Raw genomic sequence first — 23740 nt, 5'->3', positions numbered from 1 at the left:
AGCAGGCTATCGGGATCGGGGCTCACTTGCTCCTGTTGCGCCTCATGATCCGGCGCAGGACCAGGGCCACGAGGGCGCCGACGGCGGCGATGGCCAGCACGGGGCGCTTCCTGGCCTCCGTGGTGACCCTGTCGGCAGCCTCCTTGACCTGGTCGGGGGTGACGTCTCGTACCTTGTCGGCCACCTCGGCGGCCTTGTCCTTCGCGACGTCCGCCACTTCGACGGCCTTGTCCTTCGCCAGTTCGGCCACTACGACCGCTTTGTCCTTGGCGACCTCGGCCACGACGGCGGCCTTGTCCTTGGCGACCCCGGCCACCTCGGTGGCCTTGCCCTTCGCCGCCTCCGCCGCGTCGTTCGCCCGGCCCTTCACGTCCACCTTGTCGGCCAGGGCCGCCACGGTGTCGCCGAGTTCATGACGGGTGTCCTTGATGTTTTTGTGCACGTCGTCCTCTTCCTCATCCTCGTCGTTCGCCTGTTCCGCCCTCAGCGACTCCGTCTCGCCTTCCCTGGCCCCCGCCGCCTCGGTCCGCTCGTCCACCACGGGGGGTTCGGGGATGAAGGTCTCGTGCTCCCGGCGGGCGGCCTCCGCCTTCATCGCGTTCTCCGCCGCGCCCGGCCTGGTCGGCGGTACGTTGACGGACTCGTGGTCCGTCGGCATGCCGACCGTCGTCCGGCGGGCGCCCACGTCCCCGGCGTGCTGCTCGCTGTATCCCTGCTCGCCGTACTCGGGGTCCGTCTCACTCATCGCCGAGCCCTCTCCTTGACCACGTCGATATCGGCCTTGACGCTGGCGATCGTCTCTTCCGGCACCAGCGGCGCGGCCTGTCTCACCTGGTTCTTGCCGAGGAGACCCAGCACGGCGGCGATGACGAACAAGGCGCCCGCCACGATCGCGGCAGCCGCCCAGGCGGGCATCACCAGGGCGAGCAGCAGAATGACAGCGGCCACCAGAGCGGCACCACCGAAGAACGCGGTCATTCCCGCGGCCCCGAACAGGCCCGCGCCGAAACCCGCCCGCTTGCCCTTGCGCGTGAGCTCCAGCCGCGCCAGCCGCAATTCGTCTTTGACGAGCCGGGAGACCTGCTCGGAAAGATCGTTGACCAGCTTGTGGGTGTCGTTCACGTCGCCTCCTCTGCCGAGGAGGCGACTACCCAGCGAAGTGGCTTTCTATCACCGCTTGGCGGCCCGCAGGAGGAAGTCGACGACGGACAGAACCGGGGACTTGGGAACGTCGCACCAGGTGTCTGGCTTCTTGGGCTTGCTCCACGGGGAGGGCAGCTCACACGAAGGAGCCGACGGCTTGGGCCGTTCGCACCACGATCCGGGAGGATTCATATTTCCACTGTACAACTCCGCCTGCGGGCGGCACGGGAATCATCGACCTTCGCGCTGCCTAGTGAGCTTCACCGGGATCGCCGTGCCGCGCGATGACGTGGGTCAGCGGGGCCACCCGCCGGTAAGGGTCGCTCGCCCCGGCCCGCTCCTCGCACTCCAGCAGGAGGTCCAGGTCGTCGGGAAGGGGCGCGTCGTCGGCCGCCAGGTCCGTGAGCACCCGCACGCCGTACCACTGCCGGACGCCCAGCCCTCGTGCGGCCAGACGCCGCGTCAGGTCGTCGAGCCGGTCGGCCCGCGCCCGGACGCCCAGGCGGTTGGTGTACGCGTCCGCGTCGAACGCCTCCCGGGCCGCCGCCCAGTCCCCCGTCATCCCGGCCCGCATGGCCAGCGCGTCGCCGTTGCGCACGAGCAGGGACAGCACCCCGCCGGGCGCGAGCACCTGCGCCATGTCGGTCAGGAGCGGGTCGGGGTCGTCGAAGTACATGAGCACTCCGTGACAGAGGACCACGTCGAAGCTCCCGGGCTCGAAAAGCTCGCCCAGCCGCTCGGCGGGCGCCTGCACGACCTCGATGGCCATCCCCGGCTCGACCTGCTCTTTCAGCAGCCCGAGCAGATCGCTGGAGGCGTCGAGCGCGGTCACCCGATGCCCCTGGGCGGCGATCCTGAGCGCCTGGGTGCCCTGCCCGCAGCCGACGTCCAGCACCGTGGCCGGAGCGGGCGGGAGATGGGCCGCCAACTGACGGCTCACCAGCTCCTGCCTGACCACGTCACGCAGGCTGCCCAGCCGCTCCCGCCACCGTTTCTCGCCTGCTGAGAACCCCATCATGAAGACCTTTCACAGAGTAAAACAACGGTCACGCAGTGTAGTATTTCCGATGACGCGAGCGAGAGGATGACCGCCATGGCCACCGGCACCACGCGCAGAAAGACACGCAGGCGTGCACCCGCACCTGAGTCCCGACCTTCGCAAACGTGGGGTCCAGGCTGGGGACCGTCCGGACCGACTCAGACCGAGGTCAAGCGCGAACAGCTCTGGCAAACCCTCATCCAACAGGACTGGAGAGCCGAGATCGTCGGCGGAAGGATAATAGTGAGTCCCTGGACAAAGAGGCGCCATGCGGATCTGGTCGACCAATTGATTGACCAGCTCAGCGACGTCAAGCGGGAGAACGGCTGGAAGTTCTACCAGACCTGGGCCGTTCACATCCCGCCCCATCGGGGCGACAAACGGCTTCCCGATCTGCTGGTCGCACCACCGGGCAGTCCGGAGTTCGACGAGAACCAGGCGTACGGCCACGGCGCGCTCCTAGCCGTTGAGATCACTTCCCAAGACAGCCGGACTGACGATCTGCAAGTCAAGCCCGCCGAATACGCCAGGGCAGGCATACCCATCATGCTGATCGTCGACGAATTCTCCGACCCTCGGTCGGTCACCCTGCTGTCGGACCCGCGTGATGGCGAATATCGCAGCATGGCCAAGGTGGATGAAGGCGAGCAGGTGAAGCTGCCGGAGCCGTTCGGGATCGTGCTCGACACCGGCCTGATCTTCCGCTGAGCAAGGCACCCAGCCGGGGGCGCAAGTACGGGGCCTGAACAGCTTGATGACGCGAGCGAAAGGATGACCGCCATGCCTACCGGCAGCACGTACGGGAAGGCACACGGGCACGACCCCGCCCCGGGTCCAGAGCGCCCGCCGATCGCCGCACCCACGTGGGGCCCTGGATGGGGCGCCCTGGGGCCCACGGACGAGGAGCTCCGCCGCGAACAGGTGTGGGAGAGACTCGTCGGGCAAGGACTGAGGCCGGAGATCGTGGATGGGCGGGTCTATGTGAGCTCCAGGGCCAAGAGACGGCACTGCGTCCTGGTCGACCGGCTGGCGGATCAGCTCTGCGACGTCAAGCGGAAGAACGGCTGGGAGTTCTACCAGTCCTGGGCGGTGCACATTCCGCCGGGGCGCGGCGACAAACGGCTGCCCGACCTCCTGATCGCCCCGCCGGGGAGTCCGGAGTTCGACGGCAACCAGGCCTACGGATACGGCACGCTGATGGCCGTCGAAGTGGTGTCGTCCGACAGCCGCGACGACGATCTGGAGGCCAAGCCGGTCGCCTACGCGCGGGCGGGGGTCCCGATGATATTGATCCTCGACGACTTCTCCACCCCTCCGTCAGTCAGGCTGCTCCACGGGCTGTGCGACGGCGCGTACGACGCCTCGATCGTCGTCGAGGCGGGGCAGCCGCTGCCACTGCCGGAGCCGTTCGGGGTTACGCTCAAGACCGGGCCCATCTTCCGCTAGGCGGGATACGCTGCCGAGATGCTGGTCGTACATGGGATCTGGGCAGGAGACGCCCTCGCCTTCTGGGCAGAGGACACCGACGGCACCTCGCCATCCGCCAGCGCGCCCACCGCCGGGACGACCGCGGAAGTCGTCGTGCGGCCGCACCCGTTCGCCGCGACCGCTGTCGCGCTCGGCGATCTGCTCGGCCTCGCGCCAGTCCCGGACGTCACGCTCCGTAACCACGGCTCCTCCGCCGAGGGTTCGCTGGGGGTCCTCACGGAACGGCGGCCGGCCGATCGGCTGCCTCCGGTCCCGCTGGGCGGCTCCGTGCGCGGTCTGCGGTTGCTCCTGCCCGGTTCCGCCAAGGAGCCGCTGGCCTCGCCCGAAGCCGGGCGTCTGTCGGAGATCGTCCGGCCGCGCCTGCATCTGTGGGAGGTGCCCGCTGTCGTCCCGGCCACCGGTGACGCGCTGCGGGTCCTCGCCGAACACCCCGGCGCCGCCACCGTACGCCACTGGAGCGTGGTGGCCGAGTTCGCGCGCGATCTCGTACGGCGGGGGCGGGTCATCCCCCAGCTCATCTCCCACGCCCGGCAGCATCCGGAGCAGGCCGGTGGGCGGGCCGTGTGGCGGGCGGTGCTGACCGGGGCCGACGCCGCCTACTTCCGGGACCTCGCCCTCGCCATGCCGCCTGCCTGCCGTACCTGCGAGGTCGAGCGCCCCTCCGTGGAGGTGCTCGGGGCGGCGCTCGACGCGTTCGCCGACGCGCTCGTCCGGGCGGCGCTCACCGAGCCGCTCGTGACCGGCCCCCGTACGGATCAGGAGCGGTGGCTGGCGGCGCTGACCGGGGCCGACGACAGCTGCCCGGACAGCCCGGAGCTGCGCCGTGAGCTGGAGGAGTGGCGGGCTTCCGTGGCCGCCGCTGACGGGGCCGCCAGGGTGTGCTTCCGCCTGCTCGAACCCACCGGCGATCTCGACCGCACCCCCTCTGCCGACGACCTCGACCGCCTAGACCGCACCACCTCCGCTTCTGCCGACGACCTCGACCGACTGGATGACACTGCCCCCGCCGACCACGCTGACGGCACCACCGGCACCGGCGCTGACGATGGCCGTGGCTGGCGGGTGGAGATCGCGTTGCAGGCCGCCGACGATCCCAGCCTCTACGTACGCGCCGAACGGGTATGGAGCGGCGAGCCGGTGGCCGGCCTGCCCAGGAGTCCGGAGCGCGAGCTGCTGGCCGGGCTGGGCCGTGCCGTGCGCCTGTACCCCGAACTCGACCGGGCTCTTCGGGTCGCCCAGCCGACCGGGCTTGAGCTGGACACGGCGGGCGCGTTCGGGTTCCTGCGGCAGGCGGCGCCGCTGTTGCAGGCCGCCGGGTTCGGGGTGCAGCTGCCGCGCTGGGCCGGCCGTACGAGGCTGGGGCTGAAGCTGACCACCCGCACCAAGAAGCAGAGCGCGGCCACCGCTCAGGGGTTCGGGCTGCGTGAGCTGGTGGACTTCCGGATCGACCTCGCCGTCGGCGGTGAGACGATCAGTGAGGCGGAGCTGGCCGAGCTGGCCAGGCTGAAGGTGCCGCTGGTACGCGTCCGCGGGCAGTGGGTGGAGCTCGACGACCGTCAGCTCAAGGCCGCGCTGAAGGCCGTCGGGGGCGAGCGCGCCGGCGAGCTGCCCGCCGCCGACCTGCTGCGCCACGTGGTCCAGGGCGACGACGAGCTGCCGCTGCTGGAGGTCGACGCCGACGGTGTGCTCGGCGATCTGCTGTCCGGCCAGGCCGAGCGGCGGCTCCTGCCGATGGCCACGCCCAGCGGCCTGGAGGCGACGCTGCGGCCCTACCAGGAGCGCGGGCTGGCCTGGCTGAGCTTCCTGTCGGAGCTGGGGCTGGGCGGGGTGCTGGCCGACGACATGGGGCTGGGCAAGACGGTCACCACGCTGGCGCTGCTGGTTCACGAGCGGGCCGGCACGCCGACACTGCTGGTGTGCCCGATGTCGCTGGTGGGCAACTGGGAGCGGGAGGCGGCCAGGTTCGCGCCGGGGCTGCGGGTCTATGTGCACCACGGCAGCGGCCGGGACGCCCAGGCGATCGGCGACGCCGACCTGGTGATCACCACGTACGGCACGGCCCAGCGCGACTTGGAGACGCTGCGGCAGGTCGAGTGGCGGCGGGTGGTCTGCGACGAGGCCCAGGCGATCAAGAACAGCGGCACCCTGCAGTCCCAGGCGGTCCGGGCGATCCCCACGGGCACGCGGCTGGCCCTGACCGGGACGCCGGTCGAGAACCATCTCGCCGAGCTCTGGTCGATCATGGAGTTCGCCAATCCTGGGCTACTCGGGCCGCGGTCGCGGTTCAGGACCCGGTTCCAGGAGCCGATCGAGGCGCGCCAGGACGAGCAGGCCATGTGGGCGCTCAAACGGGCGACCGGCCCGTTCGTGCTGCGCCGCGTCAAGACCGACAAGTCGATCATCTCCGATCTGCCGGAGAAGATGGAGGTCAAGGAGTGGTGCCCGCTCACGCCCGAGCAGGCCAGCCTCTATCAGGCCGTCGTCGACGACATGCTGGGCAGGATCGACGACAGCGAGGGCATCGAGCGCCGCGGCCTGGTGCTGGCGGCCATGGCCCGGCTCAAGCAGGTCTGCAACCACCCTGCCCACCTGCTCAAGGACGGCTCGCTCCTGTCGGGCAGGTCGGGCAAGCTGGCCCGGCTGGAGCAGCTCGCGGAGGAGATCGTGGCCGAGGGGGAGAAGGCGCTGGTGTTCACCCAATACTCGGAGTTCGGCACGATGCTCCAGCCCTACCTCGCGCAGCGGCTCGACCGGCCGGTGCTCTGGCTGCACGGCGGCCTGCCCAAGAAGACGCGCGACCGCCTGGTCGAGCGTTTCCAGCATGACGACGAGCCGATGCTGTTCCTGCTGTCGCTCAAGGCCGCGGGCGTCGGCCTCAACCTGACCGCGGCCAATCATGTGATCCACGTGGACCGCTGGTGGAACCCGGCGGTCGAGGACCAGGCCACCGACCGTGCCTTCCGGATCGGGCAGCGCAAGAACGTACAGGTGCGCAAGCTCATCTGCGCGGGCACCCTGGAGGAACGCGTGGATGAGATGATCGAGCGCAAGAAGGCCCTGGCCGAGAGCGTGGTCGGCACCGGCGAGGACTGGCTGACCGACCTGTCCACCGGCGAGTTGCGTGAGGTCTTCCGTCTGACCGCCGAGGCGGTGGGCTGAAATGGCGTGGTTCGAGGCCGCCAAGCCGATCAGGGTCGAGGGCGGGCTGCGGGCGCGCACACAACGGGGTTCGATCGGCTCCACCTGGTGGTCGCGGCGCTTCATCGACATCCTGGAGCGCGTCTGCGACAAGGGCCGCCTGTCCCGGGGCCGCGCCTACGCCCGCGCGGGCCAGGTCCTGTCGATCGACCTCGCCCCCGGCCTGGTCACGGCGGCCGTCCAGGGCTCGCGGCGCAGGCCGTACGACATCAGAATCGAGATCGAGGCGTACGACGAGGCGCGCTGGACCGCCATCGAGGAGGCGATCGCGGCCCAGGCCGTCTACCGGGCGAAGCTGCTGGCCGGTGAGATGCCGACGGAGATCGAGGAGCTGTTCGCCGCGCTGGGCATCGACCTGTTCCCCCGGGACCTGGACATGGAGTGCTCGTGCCCTGACTGGGGTCTGCCGTGCAAGCACCTGTCGGCGGTGCTGTACCTGCTGGCGGAGTCGTTCGACGACGATCCGTTCCTGGTGCTGGCCTGGCGCGGGCGCAGCCGGGAGCGGCTGCTGGGGTCGCTGGCCGATCCCGAGCCGGAGCCGATCGCGGTGCGGGACGTGCCGTTCGCCGACCGGCTGGCCGACTTCTACGCCCCGGGCGCCACCGCCCACCGGCCCGAACGCCGTTCCGTCGCGGCGGCGTCCGATCTCCTGCCCCGCGTCTTTCCGCCGCCGCGCGATCTGGCGGACCCGCTGGCCGCGGCGTACCGCCGCCTCGGCGAGCCCCCGCATGATGAGAGCCAACCAGGGGTATCGCCACCGGATGGCATGCCGTATCAGTGAATTGGTGATCGACTGTCGAGATCCCGAACGCCTTGCCGTGTTCTGGTGTGAAGTGCTTGGCTACGTCATTCTCGAACGGGACGAGGACGGCAGCATCGAGATCGGTCCTGAGGCCGAAGGCTTCGGCGGCCTCCAGCCGACGCTCGTCCTCAGCCCGGACGACCATCCGCGTACCGGAAAACTGCCGCTGCATATCGATGTGAACCCCACCGACCGCGACCAGGACGCCGAGCTCGAACGCCTGCTGGCCGCCGGTGCCAAGCCCACCGACGTCGGGCAGACGGGCGAGGAGTCCTGGTACGTCCTGGCCGACCCCGAGGGCAACGAATTCTGTCTTCTGCGCCGACGCCTGGGCGGCTAGTCGCCAAGCCTTAACGGTCGTCGAAGTCGGCGGGCACCATGACGCGCACCCCGTTGGGCACCACGCGGAGCCGGATCGGGGTGCGCAGGCGCACTTCGCCGTCGACGTCGGCCGCCATCGGCGGGTCGGTCTCCAGCAGCATCTCCCTGCCCATCACGAACGGCCCGCCCGCCAGGCTGCGCCAGCGGCCGGTCGTGGCGCGCACCAGCGTCTCGCCGAGCAGCCGCAGCTTCTTGCCCGAGCCGAGCTGGTAGGCGACCAGCATGCCGTTGTCGATGCTGACGTCCTTGGCCAGCTGCCAGCCGCCGTGGAAGCGGCCGTTGGCGATGTTGAGCTGGTGGGTGAACAGCTCGTGGCGCGTGCCGTCGACCGTGATGTACGCGCGGAACGGCCGGTGGCCGGGCAGGACCCGCAGCGCGGTCAGCGGGTAGGCGGGACGGCCGAGGATGCGCTTGAGCCACGGCTTGACCGTGCCCGCCACCTCGACGGACACGCCGAAGCTGGCCAGGTTGGCGAACGGCCGGTCACCCGCCATGCCGAGGTCGATGTCGGCCACCTTGCCGGTGGCGAACACCCCGACCGCCCCGGCCAGATCGAGCGGCAGGCCGAGGCTGCGGGCGAAGTTGTTGGTGGTGCCCAGCGGCAGCACGCCGAGCGCCACGTCACGGTGGGCCACGTGGCGGACCGCCGAGGACAGTGTGCCGTCGCCGCCACCGACGATCAACAGGTCGGGCCGGGTCTCGAGAGCCTGGTCGAGCAGGGCGCGCAGCCGCTTGGGGTTGGAGACCGACAGCTCGGCCTGCGGCTCGAAGCCGAGGGCGTGGATCTGGTCGATCACCTCGAAGTAGTGCCGGCGGCCCCGGCGCGAGCGAGTGTTGACCACCACCGCCACCCGGCGGTCCTGGAGGATCGCCTCGGTGTGCTCGGTCTTGGTACGCAATTCGCTCATGGTCATCAATCGTAAGGGCGGTAAACCGCCACTCGCAGCGGTCCGCTGAACACGGCCGGCCACAAGGCCGCCGGGAAGTGTCCCGGCGGCCCTCGGTAGCTACTTCTTCGGAGGTACCACCTGGATGATGGCCGCCATATTGGTGAAGATCGTCGACTTCACCTTGAACTGGACTCCCAGCGCCTTGCCTTCATCGCCCGGGTTTCCGGTGCCGGCCACGTGGCCGGCACCCAGGTCCGTGCCATACAGCTGGGTGGCCGGGGTTCCGTCGACGTTCACGACGCGGGTGCTGTACGGCTGGTCGCCCTTGGACGGGACGACCACCGACGCGTCGAAGTCACGGTAGAACAGGCTGCCGTTCTGCAACTCCAGACCCGGGTACCAGGTCTTGGCGTCGGTGAAGTTCGGCACGCCCTTCAACGCCGGGACGTCCGTGCAGTACTCGCTGAACGGCTCGTCCGCCGCCTCCAGGCACTCCTTGAGCGGGTACGTCTTCCCGAGGGAGAACGCCGCGTTGGACGACTGGGTGCGGCCCTCGAGGTTCTTGTGCCGCGTCGGGTCCTTCTGCGCCGCGGTGCCGGTGCGGCGCAGCGGGTCGAAGTGCGAGTCCACGACCAGCAGGCTGCCCTTCGACCCGATGCTCGGCGGGAGATCGAGGTTGTTGGAGAGCGAGTTGTTCGTGTACGTCGAGTCGCGGTACCACACCAGCAGGCCAGGGGCGTTGTACTTGACCTTCTCCACCTTCCACGCCCCGTCACGGGAGTAGCTGGTGTCGTAGGCGAACTGCAGACCCTGGTCGAACCCGTCGAAGTTGCGCCACTCGGCCAGATAGAACCGGGAGACCTCACGCGAGCCGTTGTTGATCGTCCAGCCCTGGCCGCTGGTGTTCGTGTGCGTGCCGCCGATGGCCTTCCAGCCGTTCTCGCCGCCCTCGACGTCGTCGCTCCACACGGCGGCGCCGCCGTTGGTGAGCTGGAAGTCGTCGGCGTGCCAGCCGCGCGGGGTGAAGGCCGCGTCGGTGTTGTACGCGAGACGCAGCTTGATCGTCTTACCGGCGAACGCGGTCAGGTTGACGTAGTCGTGCCGCCAGCCGTTGGTGTTGCCGGTGAGCCCGTACTTCTTGTCGCCGAACGTCTTGAGGTTCTTGTTCGGGTCCGGGTAGCCGTCGGGCGTGCTGACCTCGTTGCCCGCCTCGTCAAAGACCTTCTGCTGGGCCCAGGTCTCGCCGCCGTCGGTCGAGACCTCGATGAAGCCGAAGTCCCAGTCCTGCTCGATCTCGTAGTTGTTCCACATCCAGAACCGCAGGTCGGTCCCGGCGGGCACCGCCACGTCACGGGTCAGCTTGACGTCCGCCCACTCCTGGTCCAGTCCGGACCACCAGGCGTTGGCGCCGCTGTGCGGGTCGATCATCTTCAGCGGCGAGGAGGCCAGGTTCACCCGGACGCCGTCCTCGGTGAGCTCGGGCGTCCGCGACGACTGACCGACCGTGACCTCCTTGGCCGCGTCGCCCGGGTTGAACACCTTCGGGTCCGCCCAGCCGAGCACCCACTTGTCCCACAGACCCATGTGGGTCGGCATGGACTGGAAGATCGGCCCGGAGTGCGAACCGCTCGACATCAGGTCCCAGAAGTCGACGGCGGAGCTGGCCTGGCCCGAGGTGTCGTACAGGTCGGGCAGACCGAGGTCGTGGCCGTACTCGTGGGCGAAGACGCCGACGCCGGAGTCCTCCGGCTGCACGATGTAGTTGGAGATCTTCTTGTCGGTGCCGGGGATCTTGTAGCCGCCGGCCACCGCGCTGGAGTGCGCCCAGATCGCGTACGTGCCCTCGGCGCCGCCGTCGGACGACTTGTCCTTGCCCGCGTGCACCATGACCAGGTGGTCGATGACGCCGTCGGGCTCGCTGGTGTTGCCGTCACCGTCGACGTCGGAGACGTCCTCGACGTCGTAGTCGGCCCACGGGAAGTTCGGCTGGCTCTTGGCCAGCGCGTCCACCGTGTCGATGGCCAGCTGGCCCGCGCCGAGCGGGTTGTCCGGGTGGCCGGTCATGTCCTGGGGAACGCCGCCACAAGCCGCCGCGCCGTACCAGGCCTCGGAGTGCGGCGCCTTGATCCAGCCGACCGCGGAACCGGTGACCGAGTAGGCGCCCTTGGACATCTCCTCGTACATCTTCTTCATGGTGAAGCCGGAGATGTCGATGCCGGAGCGGCCGTCGCGCGGGTCCTTCAGGTCGGGACGTACGCGCTGGGTGATGCCCTGGTCGGTGTAGAGCATCGTGTTGAAGTGCGAGGTGCTGAAGTCCTTGACCCAGAAGCTGTTGTTGTCCTTGTGCGGCAACGTCGCGGGGTCGGGGATGTTGTTGTGCAGCGGGCCGTTCTTGACCGTGCCGGCCGGCTCGACCACGCAGTCGTCGGGCGCGCTGTCGACCGTGCGCAGGCGGTTGTAGCCGGAGAAGTCGTCGTTGGCCTGCTCGTTGAACTCGACCAGGACCGTAAGAAGCTTGGCGACCTGCTTCTTCTTGGCGTTCTTGAAGTTGATCGGGTTGACCCCGGTCTTGATCGCCTGGTTCTCGCGGGCCGCGAGCACACGAGCGGCGGCCGGGTTGCCGCTGACGAACTTCCTGTCGATCTTCTGCGCCGGGCTGAGCGAGCGGGCCTTCTGATTGGGCAGGAGGGGCTCGTCGGGCGTCTCTTCGACGCGGGGCGGCGCATAGTTGATGTAGAAGTCGGACGCGCCCGGCTCGTACCTTGCGGCGGAGGCGGGGGTGGCGGGAACCGTCAGAGCGGCGCTGAGGAGGGCGACCGCCGGGATTGCTGATAACAGGCGCTTTGTGCTGGGCACCGATGACCCTCTCTGCCCGGGATCGCCGGGCGCACGGCAATAGGGTGTGCAATGCCGGAATTTAGAGGGTCAGTAAAGCCAACGTAAAGAGCCCTGTAGAAATGTAATGAATTTAGAACAAAAGCAACGCTCCCGTCACTCCACCCACGATCGCCCCGCCGTAGCAGAGCACCGCGATCAGCGAGTCGTATCGGGCGATGCCGAACAGCTCCTCGCTGGTGAACCGAATCCGGTGCGCGGCGTGGAACAGACAGAGCACGATGACCACGAGCAGCGCGAGCCGTACGAGGACGTTGTCCAGGAGCGCGCGCAGGTGCGCGACGGTCGGCCAGTCGATCACACCGAGCGGCATGAGCACGCCGAACAGCAGGACCAGCACGGGCAGCAGCAGCGCGGCGGCCACTCCCCCGCCGCTGAAGAGCAGCCACAGGTACGGCTCCAGCGTCCGCTTCACGGTGACCTCAGGATGAAGTAGGCGATCAGGACGGACAGCGCCAGCCACGCCGAATGGTTGCCGCCCTGGATCATCCAGGCGGGCACCCGCCAGCCGTCGAGCCGGACCACGGTGGCCTTCGGGGCCAGGTTCAGGAACGTGACGGCGTGGAAGACGGTCGCGACCAGGGCCACCACGTTGACGGCGATCATCCAGGGCTGGGCGGCCAGGGCGGTGAAGTCCTCGAAGGTGCCGCCCAGCAGGGCGCCGACCAGCAGGAGCAGGAAGACGATCGTCCACGCGACCAGCACGCTGGTCAGCTCACGCAGGACGAAGATCGTGTAGTTACGGGTACGGACGAACCAGAACGCGTCTCGGGGTGGCCGATATGCGCTCGTCATCGCTTGCTCCAGGGCAGTACCGAGCGCAGGGCGGCGGTCAGCTTGCCGCGCTGGATCGCCTCGGCCGGGTCCACGTGCTTGGGACAGACCCGCGTGCACTCCCCCACGAACGTGCAGCCCCAGACCGCCTCCTCCAGGTTGAGCACGTCGAAGCGGTCACCCATGTCCCGGGAGTCGAGGTTGTAGCGCTGGGCCAGCGCGATCGCGGCCGGGCCGAGGAAGTCGGGATTGAGCACGTACACCGGGCAGGCCGAGTAGCAGAGCATGCAGTTGATGCACATGCTGTACTGCTTGTAGGCGTCGAGCTGCTCGGGCGTCTGCGCGTACTCCGTGGTCAGCGGCAACTCCTCGCCCTCCCTGATGAGCCACGGCCGCACCGACGACAGCTTGGCCAGGAAGTCGTCGATGTCCACGATCAGGTCCCTGATCACCGGGAAGCCCTTGAGCGGCTCGATCCTGATCGGCCCGTCGCCGTACTCGGTGAGGAAGGTCCCGCAGGTCAGCCGGGGCTCGCCGTTGACGGTCATGCCGCACGAGCCGCAGATGCCCATCCGGCACGACCAGCGGAACGACAGGCTGCCGTCGAGGCGGTCCTTGACGTAGTTCAGGCCGTCGAGCACCGCCCAGTCGGCCGTCAGCGGCACGTCGTAGCCCTGGAAGACCGGCTCGCTGTCCTGCCCTGGCCGGTAGCGGGCGATCTCCAGCCGGATCGTGCGGGTGGCCGCCGCCTGCCGTACGGACTCTTCGGTGTCAGTCACGTCCATAGACCCTTTCCCCCGGAGGCCAGCGGGTGATCGTCACGGGCAGCAGGCCGACCGACGGCGTGCCGTCGGGCGCGCGGTGCACCAGCGAGTGCGCGAGATAGGCGGTGTCGTCCCTGGCGGAGAAGTCGGTGCGCTGGTGCGCGCCGCGCGACTCCTTCCGGTTGAGCGCGCAGGCGACGATGGCCTGCGCGACGTCGAGCATGGTGTGCAGCTCCTGCATGTTGATCAGCTCGGTGTTGAACGTCGTGCTGGAGTCGTCGACGCGCGCCTCTGCCGCGCGTTCGCGCAGCTCGGCGAGGGTGTCGACGGCCCTGGCGAGCACGCCGCCGGTCCGGTAGATCCCGGCCGCGCCCTCCAGCGTGTGCTGCATCTCCTCGCGCAGGTCGGCGATCCGCTCGCCCTTGCCCGGCGCGTCTCGCGCGCGTTCCAGCCGCCGCCGCTCGTCATCCCCCTGTGTCCGTACGGCCTGGGGCTCGCCCAGCTCTTTGTGCTCTTTCGCGAACCTCGCGGCGGCCAGGCCCGCCCTTCTGCCGAACACGAGGATCTCCGGGAGCGAGTTCGAGCCGAGCCGGTTGGCGCCGTTGATGCTGACGCACGCGGTCTCCCCGGCCGCGAACAGCCCGGCGACCGGAGTGGCGCCGTCGAGGTCGGTGTGGACGCCGCCCATCATGTAGTGCACGACCGGACGGACCGGGATGAGGTCGGTGGCCGGGTCGAGGTTCTGGTAGCTCTTGCACAGCTCGCGGACGAACGGGATACGGGCCTCGATCTTGCCCTCGCCGAGGTGGCGCAGGTCCAGGTAGACGACCGGCCCGTACGGGGTGTCGACCGTGCGGCCCAGCTGCTGCTCGTGCACGAACGCCTGGGAGAGGCGGTCGCGCGGGCCCAGCTCCATGCTGCGCAGCTTCGGCGTCGGCGTGGGTTTGCCCAGGTCGTAGTCCTGGAGGTAGCGGTAGCCGTCCTTGTTGATCAGCCAGCCGCCCTCCGCCCTGGCCGCCTCGGTGATGAGGATGCCGGTGAACGGCAGGCCGGTCGGGTGGTACTGGACGAACTCCATGTCCTTCAGCGGCGCGCCCGCCCGGTAGGCCAGGGCCATGCCGTCGCCGGTCTTGATCGCGGCGTTCGTGGTGAAGGGGAAGACCCGGCCGCAGCCGCCGGTGGCCAGGATGACGGTCCGGGCGGCGATGGTCTCGATGCGGCCGGTTCGCAGCTCGACGGCCACGACGCCGTGGACCCGGCCGTCGTCGACGACGAGCTTGGTGACGTACCACTCGTCGTACCGCACGATGTCCGGATATTTCAGTGTTGTTTGGAACAAGGTGTGGAGAAGGTGGAAACCGGTCTTGTCGGCCGCGTACCAGGTGCGCATCCGCTTCATCCCGCCGAACGGACGGACGGCCACCCGGCCGTCCGGCTCGCGGCTCCACGGGCAGCCCCAGTGCTCCAGCTGGATCAGCTCCCGGGGCGCCTCCTCCACGAACGCCTCGACCGCGTCCTGGTCGCAGAGCCAGTCGCCGCCGGAGATCGTGTCGTAGCAGTGCTCGTCGAGCGTGTCGCCGACGCCGATCACCGCGGCGGCGCCGCCTTCGGCGGAGACCGTGTGGCTGCGCATCGGGTAGACCTTCGACACGACCGCCACCGTGAGCGCGGGGTCCGTCTCGGCGACCGCGATGGCCGCGCGCAGACCCGCTCCGCCTCCTCCGACGATGAGCACGTCGATCATGTGCGATCAGCTCCCGTGGTCGGGTTGTATCGGGTCCTTCACCCGCTTGCCGTCATGGCGGATGGCGGAGAGGTGGATGCTGCCGTCGTGGTACTCGTGGCGGATCCTGCGGCAGCCGCAGTCGAAGAGCTGGTCGCGAATCACCAGGCCGTAGCCGTCGTCGTCGACGAGCCGCTCGCCGGCGGACTTCTTGCCGCAGGGAGCCGTCTCGGGGGTGAAGGGAGTCTTCGTGCCTGTCATCGCCGATCTCCTTAGATGGGCGAAACGTCATCTCCACACAAGCACCCGGACCTGCTTCGGAGAAGGCCCGGCTTTGGGCGGCATTCGGGCGACCTAGCCGGGCTGCTCCTCGGCCTCGATCTCTTCGGAGCCTCCGCTCTCCACTTCTTCCTTGGCCCCCTCATCGAGTTCTTCCCCGGGCGCTTCCTTCGCCAACGGCGGATAGTGCAGATCGAACGCGGGCCGTTCGGACCGGATGGGCGGGAGGAAGGTGAAGTTGTGCCGGGGCGGCGGACACGAGGTGGCCCACTCCAGGCTGTTGCCGTAGCCCCACGGGTCGTCGAGCGTCACCTTGGGCGCCCGCCTGGCCGTCTTCCAGACGTTGTAGAGGAACGGCAACGTCGAAGCGCCGAGCAGGAATGCCCCGATGGAGGAGATCTCGTTCATCCCGGTGAAGCCGTCGGCCGGGCTGTAGTCGGCGTAACGCCTGGGCATGCCCATCGCCCCGAGCCAGTGCTGGATCAGGAACGTGGTGTGGAACCCGATGAACAGCGTCCAGAAATGCACCTTCCCCAGCCGGTCGTCGAGCATCCGCCCGGTCATCTTCGGCCACCAGAAGTAGAACCCGGAGAACATGGCGAACACCACGGTCCCGAACACCACGTAATGGAAGTGCGCCACCACGAAATAGGTGTCGCTGATGTGGAAGTCGAGCGGCGGCGAGGCCAGAATGACCCCGGTCAGGCCGCCCAGCAGGAACGTCACCAGAAACCCGACCGCGAACAGCATCGGCGTCTCGAAAGACAGATGGCCCCGCCACATCGTGCCGATCCAGTTGAAGAACTTCACCCCTGTCGGCACCGCGATGAGGAATGTCATGAACGAGAAGAACGGCAGCAGCACCTGACCCGTGGGGAACATGTGGTGCGCCCACACGGTCATCGACAGTCCGGCGATCGCGATCGTCGCCCCGACCAGCCCGCCATATCCGAAAATCGGTTTGCGGCTGAACACCGGGATGACCTCGGTGATGATCCCGAAGAACGGCAGCGCGATGATGTACACCTCAGGGTGCCCGAAGAACCAGAACAGGTGCTGCCAGATCAGCGCCCCGCCGTTGGCGGCGTCGAAGACGTGCGTACCGAATTTGCGATCCGATTCGAGCACGAGCAGCGCGGCGGCCAGCACGGGGAACGCCATGAGGACGAGCATGCTGGTCAGCAGGGTGTTCCAGGTGAACAGCGGCATCCGGAACATCGTCATTCCGGGGGCCCGCAACCCGATGATCGTGGTGATGAAATTGACGGAGCCGAGAATCGTACCGAGGCCGGACAACGCGAGCCCCATGATCCACAGATCGCCGCCCATGTGCGGCGTGAACGTGGCGGTGGACAGCGGCGTATAGGCGAACCACCCGAATTCGGCGGCCCCGCCCGGCGTGACGAACCCGGCCAGCACGATCAGCCCGCCGAACAGGAACATCCAGTACGCGACCGCGTTGAGCCTGGGAAACGCGACGTCAGGAGCGCCGATCTGCAACGGCATGATCACATTGGCGAATCCCGCGAACAACGGCGTGGCGAACAACAGCAGCATGATCGTGCCGTGCATGGTGAACAGCTGGTTGTAGAGCTGCTGGCTCACGAGTTGCATCCCGGGCTGTACCAATTCGGCCCGGATCACCATGGCCATAATGCCCGCGACAAGGAAGAACCCGAACGAGGTGATCAGATAGAGATAGCCGATGACCTTGTGATCGGTCGTCGACAGCCAGGACACGATGATCTTCCCGGTGCGCCGGCGTCTGACCTGCTCGATCGAGGTCTCGCGAACAGTCGTCACGAGTGCTCCCTCCTTTGCGGAGTGTGCTCTGCCCCCGATCCTCCAATTCCACGCCAACGATCGCCATACGGGAAGCAATTTTCAACATTCGCCGCACACGTCTTTGCCTGACACCCCTTTTTCGGTCCTTATGGCATGCACGCGGCGCATGGATTCCATGCCAGATCATCGCTGGTGGAGCACCCTCGGCCCCCGTAACGTTTCCCAATATGTTCCCCACCCCACCCTCCACCGGGCTGTCCATCGGCCTGCACATGCCGAACGGCTTCGCCGCCGCCGACCGCCAGGGCGCCGCCCGGGTGGCCAGGCTGGCCGAAAGCCTGGGCTACGAGTCGCTGTGGACCGCCGACCACATCGTCCTGCCCAGCCCCCGAGTGGACTCCGCCCCCCTCGAACCGGACGCACCACTCCTGGACGCCGTGGTCTCACTGGCCTTCCTGGCCGCCCATACAGAACGCATCCTGCTGGCCACCGGCTGCGTCGTACTCCCCCAGCGCGACCCGCTGATCCTCGCCAAGCAACTGGCCAGCGTGGACGTCCTCAGCGGCGGCCGCCTGATCTTCGGGGTGGGCGCCGGCTACCTGGAGCCCGAACTCCGCGCCTTGGGCGTCCCCATGTCCGACCGCGGCTCCCGCCTGGAGGAGTACCTGGCGGCCATCCGCTCCCTCTGGCAGGACGAGAAGCCCGCCTTCGACGGCCGGCACGTCTCCTTCAGGGACGTGGACGCCCACCCCCGCCCTCTGCAGCGCCCGGTCCCCGTCGTCATCGGCGGCCACTCACCGGCCGCCCACCGCCGAGCCGCCACACTGGCCGACGGCTGGTACGGCTGGATGCTCGGCCTACGCGCCACGGCCACCCAACTGGAGTCGCTGAGGGCCGTATCGACCAAGCCCCTGCACATCTCGATCACCCCGGCCCGCCGCCTCGACCCTGCCACTGTGAGGTCGTACGCGGAACTGGGCGTGGACCGCCTCATCGTGGCCACCCCACCGGGCCTGTCCTTGCCCGAGCTGGAATCTTTCATCACCCGAAACGCCCCAGCCGAATTCCTCACATAAGTACCGAACCTTTCCCCGCCCGCCTGCATCCAACTCCGCATGAACATGAAGAAGATCACCCTGCTGACCGGCGGCGCCCTGGTTTCGGCCCTGCTGCTCCCGCCGGCGGCGGCCCTGGCCACCCCGTCGATCCCGAAGAACTTCCTCCTGTACGAAAAGGAGGCGCGCAAGGACACCAAGCACGAACACTGGCTTCTCTCTCAGAACGACAACCTGATCGAGGTGGAGAACATCCAGTGCTCGGGCGCCAAGCTGAAAAAGGACTGGATCGCCCGCCGCGACCTCACCTATGACCCGCGAATGGACGGCGACGAGAAGCACAACACCGAACGCGGCGAACAGGTCTTCCTCTTCGCGAAGGCAAGCGCCGCGGAGAAACTGATGACCGAGTTCCGCACCCGCCTGACCAAGTGCGGCAAACTGGTCAAGGTAATCGACCCGAAAATCGGCGACGACTCGGTGGGCGCCTCGAGGGCCATCAAGGCGACGAAGTCCAATCCCGTACCCCAGACCCAGCAGTTCATCGCGGTACGTAAGGGCGCGGCCATAGCCATTTATTGGGACATGCACAACGACGCCCCAGCCATCAGAACTCTCGCCAAGCACCAGGCGGACGCCACGAAGATGGCCGCGAAGCTCTGCACGATCGGCAGTTGCTGACTCACCGACCACCTGCCATCGTCACAACCAAAGGGCCTCCGCTTCGCTCCGGACGTTCTCCCAGGCGGGCTACCGCCCGCCCCCTGGGGGGATCTCGCTCCGCTCGGACCGCCTTCCCAAGGGCTATGCCCCCACGCTTCGCCATGGTTGGCCAGGGGGAGGCGGAAGCTTTGCTGGAGCTCAAGGTGGGCCTTCAACGGATGGGAAGGCGGTTAACAGGCGTACACCAACTGCTTACGGCGGGGTAGTCCCAGCCCGATCACTCCCACAACCGGGCATGCGCCGGCTGGTGGTTCGGGATGGGGGCGCCGTTAGCGGTCGTGTCGGGTGAGTGCGGTGCCTGGCCTGCGGGTTGGCCCTCGGGCGCGATTTCGGCCCAGATGACTTTCCCGCCGCGTGGGGCGGGGTGGCTGTTCCAGCGGCGAACGGCCAGGGAGCGAAGCTAACATCGAGTGAGCGAACAAGACACTCTGTCATCCGGGTCCCGGCTGGAGGATCGTCGAAACCAGGCCGGCGATCGCGGCCTGGCATGGCCGGGCCGGCGGCTCCGGTCTCACGATGCCGCCGGCCGATGAGATCGTTCCCTCGACTCGCTAGAACGCAGTGATGATCTGCGTGAACTCGCAGTTGACGAAGGTGTCGGGTGGTCCCGACACGAGCCGGATATCGGATATGCAGTGATCGGTTCCGGCGCCGCCGTCAAGGGTGCCGCCGCCGTTCTTGCCGGTGAGCTGATCGGCGCCGCCCAGGCCCTGGATCTGGTCACGGCCGCCGCCACCGTCGATGACGTTCGGGCCCGCGTTGCCGATGAGCACGTCGTCGGCGGTGCCGCCCTCCAGGTTCTCGACATCCGCGGCGATGGTGTCCCGTGCCCCTTCGGGCCCGTCTTCGGGACCGCCGTCGTCGCCGGTCGCGCCGTCCAGGTCGGCCCGGATGGCGAGCCTGCCGCCTGTCTCGCCGTAGGAGACGGTGTCGGAACCGCCGCCGCCCTGCAGGACGTCGCCGCCGAATCCTCCGTCCATGGTGTCGTCGCCGGAGCCGCCGACGAGCTGGTCATTGCCGGTCTCGCCGAACAGGTGTGCGGGGATGCCGGTGGAGTTCGTGATCACGTCGTTGCCGTCCAGGCCGCGGATGCGGATGGACGGGGAGGCCCCGACCTGGCAGTGCGCTTCGTGCGGGGTCACCAGGGTGCATCCGGTGCCCGCGATGAGTGTGGCGGTGGGGTCGGTCAGTACGAAGGACCCGTTCTCGACGCGGACCGTGATCTGGTCGTCCACGCCAACGGGAGCGTCGTACCTGAGGTCCCCGAAGCCACGCACCACACCAGGTTGGCAGTCACCGTAACAGGGACGTGCCGCCATCGCGGGCTGCACGGCCACGACGGCCGGGAGAATGGCGAGCGCCGCCGCACCGCCGAGCAGCCGCATCATGCGGCGCGGAACCTGGTACGTCCGATCACGAATTCGTGTACGTGTCATCTGTCATCACAGCCCTTGGCATGGCTTGGGCGATGTTGCGACATGTGCGTGACCCTTCGTCGTAGGAGACGGCGCCTTTATTGGCATCCACCCAGTAGGCGTTCCACCGGGTTCCATCACCCGCCACCTCGCCCAGCCCCACCGGAACCGCACCCAGACGGGGAAACCGTGTGGATCAGCGGGTGCAGTGGACGATGCCCGCCAAGTTCCAGACGCCGAAGCCCGGCGGGGCACTGGCGGCGAAGTCGAAGGAGACAGGCGAAGAGGTCACGTTCGGCCGGAAGAACAGCAGGTGCGCCCCGAAACCGACGCTCGAGATCGCACCGCCGCTCGCCTGGTACCCGCTCGGGCAGGTGGTTGTCACCTTCTTCTGGGCTGAGGCGTCGTTGCTCGTCTGATTCTCAACGACCAGGAAATCGAAGAGGCGGTTCTCCCGTGCGCAGATCGCGTATGAGGCCACCTGGTAGGGGTCGGTGGGCGCGACCGAGAAATCGTCCTTCGCGGCCTCGGCACCCACACCCGACGCGACGCCGTTCACGTGGTTCGGCCCCATTGTCAGATCGAGCTGCCAGTGGGCGCCGATGAGCTGTCCACCCGACCCGATGACGTTCTTGCCGGGTGAGCAGTTGGCGAGCACCGAATCTGACGGCCTCGTCGTCGGCGGATTGACCTGCGTGATGACCTCGTATCCGGGCGGCGCGACGGCGCAGGAGACGAACGTCGACACTGCCCATGGTGCTGTCACCCCGATCTGGTCCACCTGGACCGTGACGACGAAGCCGGCCCCGGCCGCGTCAGAGATCGGGCGAGCCTCGGTGATGATGAGGTGCTGCCCCCCGGAGGTCTGGGCCCCACCGCCGAGCGGGACCTTGCCGGGCGAGCAGTTCACCCGCTGGGACTTGTTCACCAGGCTGAACGGCGACAGCACCGTTTTCACCTCGATCGACCCTGCCGGGATCGTCGCCGCCGCCGCAGGTTGCACCGTGAGGACCTGCGCGGCCAGAACGGCCATGCCGAGCCAGATCGCTGCGTACCAGACTCGTTTCATGCACTGATGTACGGCTCTTGCCGCATTGGTTGTCATGTCCTAAAGACGTTCCGTCCCGTTCCATGACGGCCGGTCGGCAGCTTGCGGCGAGTAGACGCTGCGCCGGTCAAGCATCCAGGCGCAGCGCGGCGGGCACCTTTCGGCCGATCCGTGCCGCGTCCCGGACCTGTTCCAGCGTGCGATGCCGTCGGACGGCGTGCAAGAAGTCGGGAACGCCCTCCGTGTCCGGCGCAATGCGCGCGGTGATCTGCTCGCGCAGAAGCGCGTACTGGTGGACGACGTTGTAGGAGGGCTCGGCGGATCGCCCGGTCCACTGCGTCAGCGACCGCTCGTAGCGGACGGGAACCGGAAGTTCGGTCAAGGTGCCGTCGCTTCCCCGGGCGGCGGACAGTACGCCCGTCGAGTCACCAGCGCGGCATCACGCCCACGCACACTCTCCGCCACGATCCGCATGTCCCAGCGCGTCGACCAACCAGCGCCGAACGCGCCGTCACGACGCGGGTCAATGCTGTTGTACACACGCACCACCGACAGCGGCGGCCCCGCCACAGCCACCTGCGCGTCAGTGAACGTCGTGGTGTAGTTACCGGACTGCTCACAAGACCGAACCTGAAGCGAGCAGAATGAGCCCATGCCAGGAAGCGGCGCATACTCCGTCACACTCTGAACCACGCAGGGCGCCCCAAAGCGCCGGACGAAGCCCGCGGACCCCCCTGCGCGGCCGGCCATCCACATGGCGGACCGATTCCTGCTCAGGGCCCCGCGTCTTCTATCCTTCGTATCCGACCCGATCGGAGGAGTAGATCCAGTGAACGCTCAGCGCGACTACGCCGAACTCGTCCAGCGTGGCCTTTCGCTCGACCTGACCCGGGGGAAGCCGTCGCCGCGACAGCTGGATCTCGCCAACGACCTGCTCAAACTGCCGACGTCCTACAAGGCGGCCGACGGCACCGACGGGCGTAACTACGGCAACCTGCAGGGGCTCAGCGAGCTGCGGGAGCTGTTCGGGCCGTTGCTGCAGGTGCCCGCCGAGCAGTTGGTCGTCGGCGGCAACTCCAGCCTGGCCGTGATGCACGACACGATCGTGCACGCGCTGCTCAGCAAGGTGCCCGGGGCCGAGCGGCGGTGGGTGGAGGAGCCGGAGATCACGTTCCTGTGCCCGGTGCCGGGGTATGACCGGCATTTCACGATCTGTGAGCGGTTCGGGATCAAGATGGTGCCCGTGCCGATGAACGGCGAAGGGCCCGACATGGACGTCGTCGAGCGGCTGGTCGCCGAGGACGCGAGTGTCAAGGGCATCTGGTGTGTGCCGAAGTACAGCAACCCGTCCGGCGCCACCTACAGCGACGAGACCGTGCGGCGGCTGGCCGCTATGTCCACTGCGGCGTCTGATTTCAGGATTTTCTGGGACAACGCCTATGCGGTCCACCACCTCACTGACACCCACGCCGAGCTGGCCGACCTGCTGGCCCTGTGCGCGGAGTACGGCAACGCCGACCGGGCGTTCGTGTTCGGGTCCACGTCCAAGGTGACGTTGGCGGGCAGCGGCGTGTCGTTCTTCGGGTCCTCGCCCGCGAACGTGAAGTGGTTCCTGGCCAACACCGCCAAGCAGTCCATCGGGCCCGACAAGCTCAACCAGCTCCGGCACGTCGAGTTCCTGAAGGACGCCGACGGGGTGGCCGCGCACATGCGCAAGCACGCCGAGCTGGTGTGGCCCAAGTTCGAGCTCGTCGACCGGGTGCTGGCCAAGGAGCTCGGCGACCTCGGCACCTGGACGAGCCCGCAGGGCGGCTACTTCATCAGCCTCGAGGTGTCGCATGCCGGTGAGGTCGTGGCCAGGGCCAAGGCGGCCGGGATCGCGCTGACGCCCGCCGGGGCCACGCACCCCTACGGCCAGGACCCCGACGACCGCACGATCCGGATCGCACCCACCTATCCCGATCTGGATGAGCTGGAGCAGGCCATCACCGGCCTGGCCGTCTGCGTCCGCGCGGTGGCCGAAGAGCGCGCCTGATCCCACAGTTCTCTGAGCCCGCGTACGCCTGACGCAGCTGCGACTTCCGGTACGGCGACCCGTCGTACCGGAAGTGTGGGCTAGCTAGTGTGATCCGCCTGAAATTCGTCGGATAAGTTCTTATGCTGGAGGTATGGCGCATCGAGGACCGGCCACGGTGGAGATCCATTTGACGGAGGCCGAACGGGCTCGGCTGATCGGCATGTCAGTGGAATCGTCGAGGCTGGCGATTCGGGCGAAGATCGTGTTGGCGTGTGTGGTGCCGGAGGCCAGTAACGCGCAGGTGGCGCGGGATCTGGGGAT

At 68.2% G+C, this 23740-nt stretch carries 24 protein-coding genes; 8 read left to right on the top strand and 16 right to left on the bottom strand.

From position 1 onward, the window contains the following. Positions 1-22: 22 nt before the first annotated feature. Genes AB0B61_RS35655 through AB0B61_RS35640 form a run of 4 tightly spaced genes read right to left on the bottom strand, consistent with a single transcriptional unit; the run spans position 23 to position 2158 of the window. Positions 23-745: a DUF3618 domain-containing protein gene (locus AB0B61_RS35655; RefSeq protein WP_358441560.1), complete on the bottom strand. Its 723-nt coding sequence runs from the start codon at positions 743-745 to the stop codon at positions 23-25. Continuing rightward, positions 742-1122 (bottom strand): phage holin family protein, encoded by a 381-nt coding sequence (locus AB0B61_RS35650; protein WP_358441557.1) that lies wholly within the window; start codon positions 1120-1122, stop codon positions 742-744. Before AB0B61_RS35650 ends, AB0B61_RS35655 begins: the two co-directional genes overlap by 4 nt. A gap of 48 nt (positions 1123-1170) precedes the next feature. Then, a complete protein-coding gene (locus AB0B61_RS35645; RefSeq protein WP_358441555.1) occupies positions 1171-1335 on the bottom strand; it encodes a hypothetical protein in 165 nt (54 codons plus the stop codon). Positions 1336-1393: 58 nt separating this feature from the next. Continuing rightward, positions 1394-2158, bottom strand: coding sequence for a class I SAM-dependent methyltransferase (locus tag AB0B61_RS35640; protein WP_358441552.1), 765 nt, complete (start codon positions 2156-2158; stop codon positions 1394-1396). Positions 2159-2236: 78 nt separating this feature from the next. Here AB0B61_RS35640 and AB0B61_RS35635 point away from each other — a divergent pair, with 78 nt between their 5' ends. From AB0B61_RS35635 to AB0B61_RS35615, 5 genes are all read left to right on the top strand, one after another. Continuing rightward, entirely contained in the window at positions 2237-2890 is a 654-nt protein-coding gene (locus AB0B61_RS35635; protein ID WP_358441549.1) for a Uma2 family endonuclease, read from the top strand. A 72-nt stretch (positions 2891-2962) separates the two neighbouring features. Further along, complete coding sequence (locus tag AB0B61_RS35630; protein WP_358441547.1) at positions 2963-3628, top strand: Uma2 family endonuclease; 666 nt, start codon at positions 2963-2965, stop codon at positions 3626-3628. A gap of 18 nt (positions 3629-3646) precedes the next feature. Continuing rightward, positions 3647-6829: a DEAD/DEAH box helicase gene (locus AB0B61_RS35625; protein ID WP_358441544.1), complete on the top strand. Its 3183-nt coding sequence runs from the start codon at positions 3647-3649 to the stop codon at positions 6827-6829. A gap of 1 nt (position 6830) precedes the next feature. Next, the gene (locus AB0B61_RS35620) at positions 6831-7649 is read left to right on the top strand and encodes an SWIM zinc finger family protein (protein WP_358441541.1); all 819 of its coding nucleotides are present in this window, start codon (positions 6831-6833) and stop codon (positions 7647-7649) included. Further along, a complete protein-coding gene (locus AB0B61_RS35615) occupies positions 7630-8010 on the top strand; it encodes a VOC family protein (protein WP_358441913.1) in 381 nt (126 codons plus the stop codon). The genes AB0B61_RS35620 and AB0B61_RS35615 overlap by 20 nt, the downstream gene beginning before the upstream one ends. A 10-nt stretch (positions 8011-8020) precedes the next feature. Here the strand turns inward: AB0B61_RS35615 and AB0B61_RS35610 are convergent, their stop codons facing one another. The 8 genes from AB0B61_RS35610 to ctaD all read right to left on the bottom strand — a co-directional run bounded on the left by AB0B61_RS35610 (position 8021) and on the right by ctaD (position 17179). After that, positions 8021-8959, bottom strand: coding sequence for a diacylglycerol kinase family protein (locus tag AB0B61_RS35610; protein WP_357642928.1), 939 nt, complete (start codon positions 8957-8959; stop codon positions 8021-8023). A gap of 99 nt (positions 8960-9058) precedes the next feature. Beyond that, the gene (locus AB0B61_RS35605; RefSeq protein WP_358441538.1) at positions 9059-11797 is read right to left on the bottom strand and encodes an immune inhibitor A domain-containing protein; all 2739 of its coding nucleotides are present in this window, start codon (positions 11795-11797) and stop codon (positions 9059-9061) included. Between the two features lie 112 nt (positions 11798-11909). Further along, positions 11910-12251, bottom strand: coding sequence for a fumarate reductase subunit FrdD (gene frdD / locus AB0B61_RS35600; RefSeq protein ID WP_358441536.1), 342 nt, complete (start codon positions 12249-12251; stop codon positions 11910-11912). Beyond that, positions 12248-12631, bottom strand: coding sequence for a hypothetical protein (locus tag AB0B61_RS35595; protein WP_358441533.1), 384 nt, complete (start codon positions 12629-12631; stop codon positions 12248-12250). Before AB0B61_RS35595 ends, frdD begins: the two co-directional genes overlap by 4 nt. Then, positions 12628-13389, bottom strand: a complete 762-nt coding sequence (sdhB, locus tag AB0B61_RS35590; protein ID WP_357642924.1) for a succinate dehydrogenase iron-sulfur subunit — start codon at positions 13387-13389, stop codon at positions 12628-12630. Before sdhB ends, AB0B61_RS35595 begins: the two co-directional genes overlap by 4 nt. Then, positions 13382-15118: a fumarate reductase (quinol) flavoprotein subunit gene (gene frdA / locus AB0B61_RS35585; RefSeq protein WP_358441531.1), complete on the bottom strand. Its 1737-nt coding sequence runs from the start codon at positions 15116-15118 to the stop codon at positions 13382-13384. Before frdA ends, sdhB begins: the two co-directional genes overlap by 8 nt. Before the next feature lie 6 nt (positions 15119-15124). Further along, positions 15125-15358, bottom strand: coding sequence for a hypothetical protein (locus AB0B61_RS35580; RefSeq protein WP_357951079.1), 234 nt, complete (start codon positions 15356-15358; stop codon positions 15125-15127). Positions 15359-15451: 93 nt separating this feature from the next. Continuing rightward, on the bottom strand, positions 15452-17179 hold the full coding sequence (gene ctaD, locus AB0B61_RS35575) for a cytochrome c oxidase subunit I (protein WP_358441528.1): 1728 nt from the start codon (positions 17177-17179) through the stop codon (positions 15452-15454). A 209-nt stretch (positions 17180-17388) separates the two neighbouring features. On the opposite strand from ctaD, the gene AB0B61_RS35570 reads away from it, so the two are divergent. After that, on the top strand, positions 17389-18237 hold the full coding sequence (locus AB0B61_RS35570; protein ID WP_358441526.1) for an LLM class F420-dependent oxidoreductase: 849 nt from the start codon (positions 17389-17391) through the stop codon (positions 18235-18237). A 45-nt stretch (positions 18238-18282) separates the two neighbouring features. Beyond that, a complete protein-coding gene (locus AB0B61_RS35565) occupies positions 18283-18897 on the top strand; it encodes a hypothetical protein (RefSeq protein WP_358441524.1) in 615 nt (204 codons plus the stop codon). A 593-nt stretch (positions 18898-19490) separates the two neighbouring features. Here AB0B61_RS35565 and AB0B61_RS35560 read toward each other — a convergent pair. From AB0B61_RS35560 to AB0B61_RS35545, 4 genes are all read right to left on the bottom strand, one after another. After that, a complete protein-coding gene (locus AB0B61_RS35560; protein ID WP_358441521.1) occupies positions 19491-20375 on the bottom strand; it encodes a calcium-binding protein in 885 nt (294 codons plus the stop codon). Between the two features lie 175 nt (positions 20376-20550). Further along, complete coding sequence (locus AB0B61_RS35555) at positions 20551-21423, bottom strand: hypothetical protein (protein WP_358441518.1); 873 nt, start codon at positions 21421-21423, stop codon at positions 20551-20553. A 106-nt stretch (positions 21424-21529) separates the two neighbouring features. Continuing rightward, the gene (locus AB0B61_RS35550) at positions 21530-21784 is read right to left on the bottom strand and encodes a hypothetical protein (protein WP_358441515.1); all 255 of its coding nucleotides are present in this window, start codon (positions 21782-21784) and stop codon (positions 21530-21532) included. Next, positions 21781-22056: a DUF6531 domain-containing protein gene (locus tag AB0B61_RS35545; RefSeq protein WP_358441910.1), complete on the bottom strand. Its 276-nt coding sequence runs from the start codon at positions 22054-22056 to the stop codon at positions 21781-21783. Before AB0B61_RS35545 ends, AB0B61_RS35550 begins: the two co-directional genes overlap by 4 nt. Positions 22057-22231: 175 nt before the next feature. Here AB0B61_RS35545 and AB0B61_RS35540 point away from each other — a divergent pair, with 175 nt between their 5' ends. Beyond that, the gene (locus AB0B61_RS35540) at positions 22232-23437 is read left to right on the top strand and encodes an aminotransferase class I/II-fold pyridoxal phosphate-dependent enzyme (protein ID WP_358441512.1); all 1206 of its coding nucleotides are present in this window, start codon (positions 22232-22234) and stop codon (positions 23435-23437) included. Positions 23438-23740: the final 303 nt, after the last annotated feature.

Source organism: Nonomuraea sp. NPDC049158 (assembly GCF_040648335.1).
Taxonomy (GTDB): domain Bacteria; phylum Actinomycetota; class Actinomycetes; order Streptosporangiales; family Streptosporangiaceae; genus Nonomuraea.
This window is presented reverse-complemented; position numbering and strand designations above follow the sequence as displayed.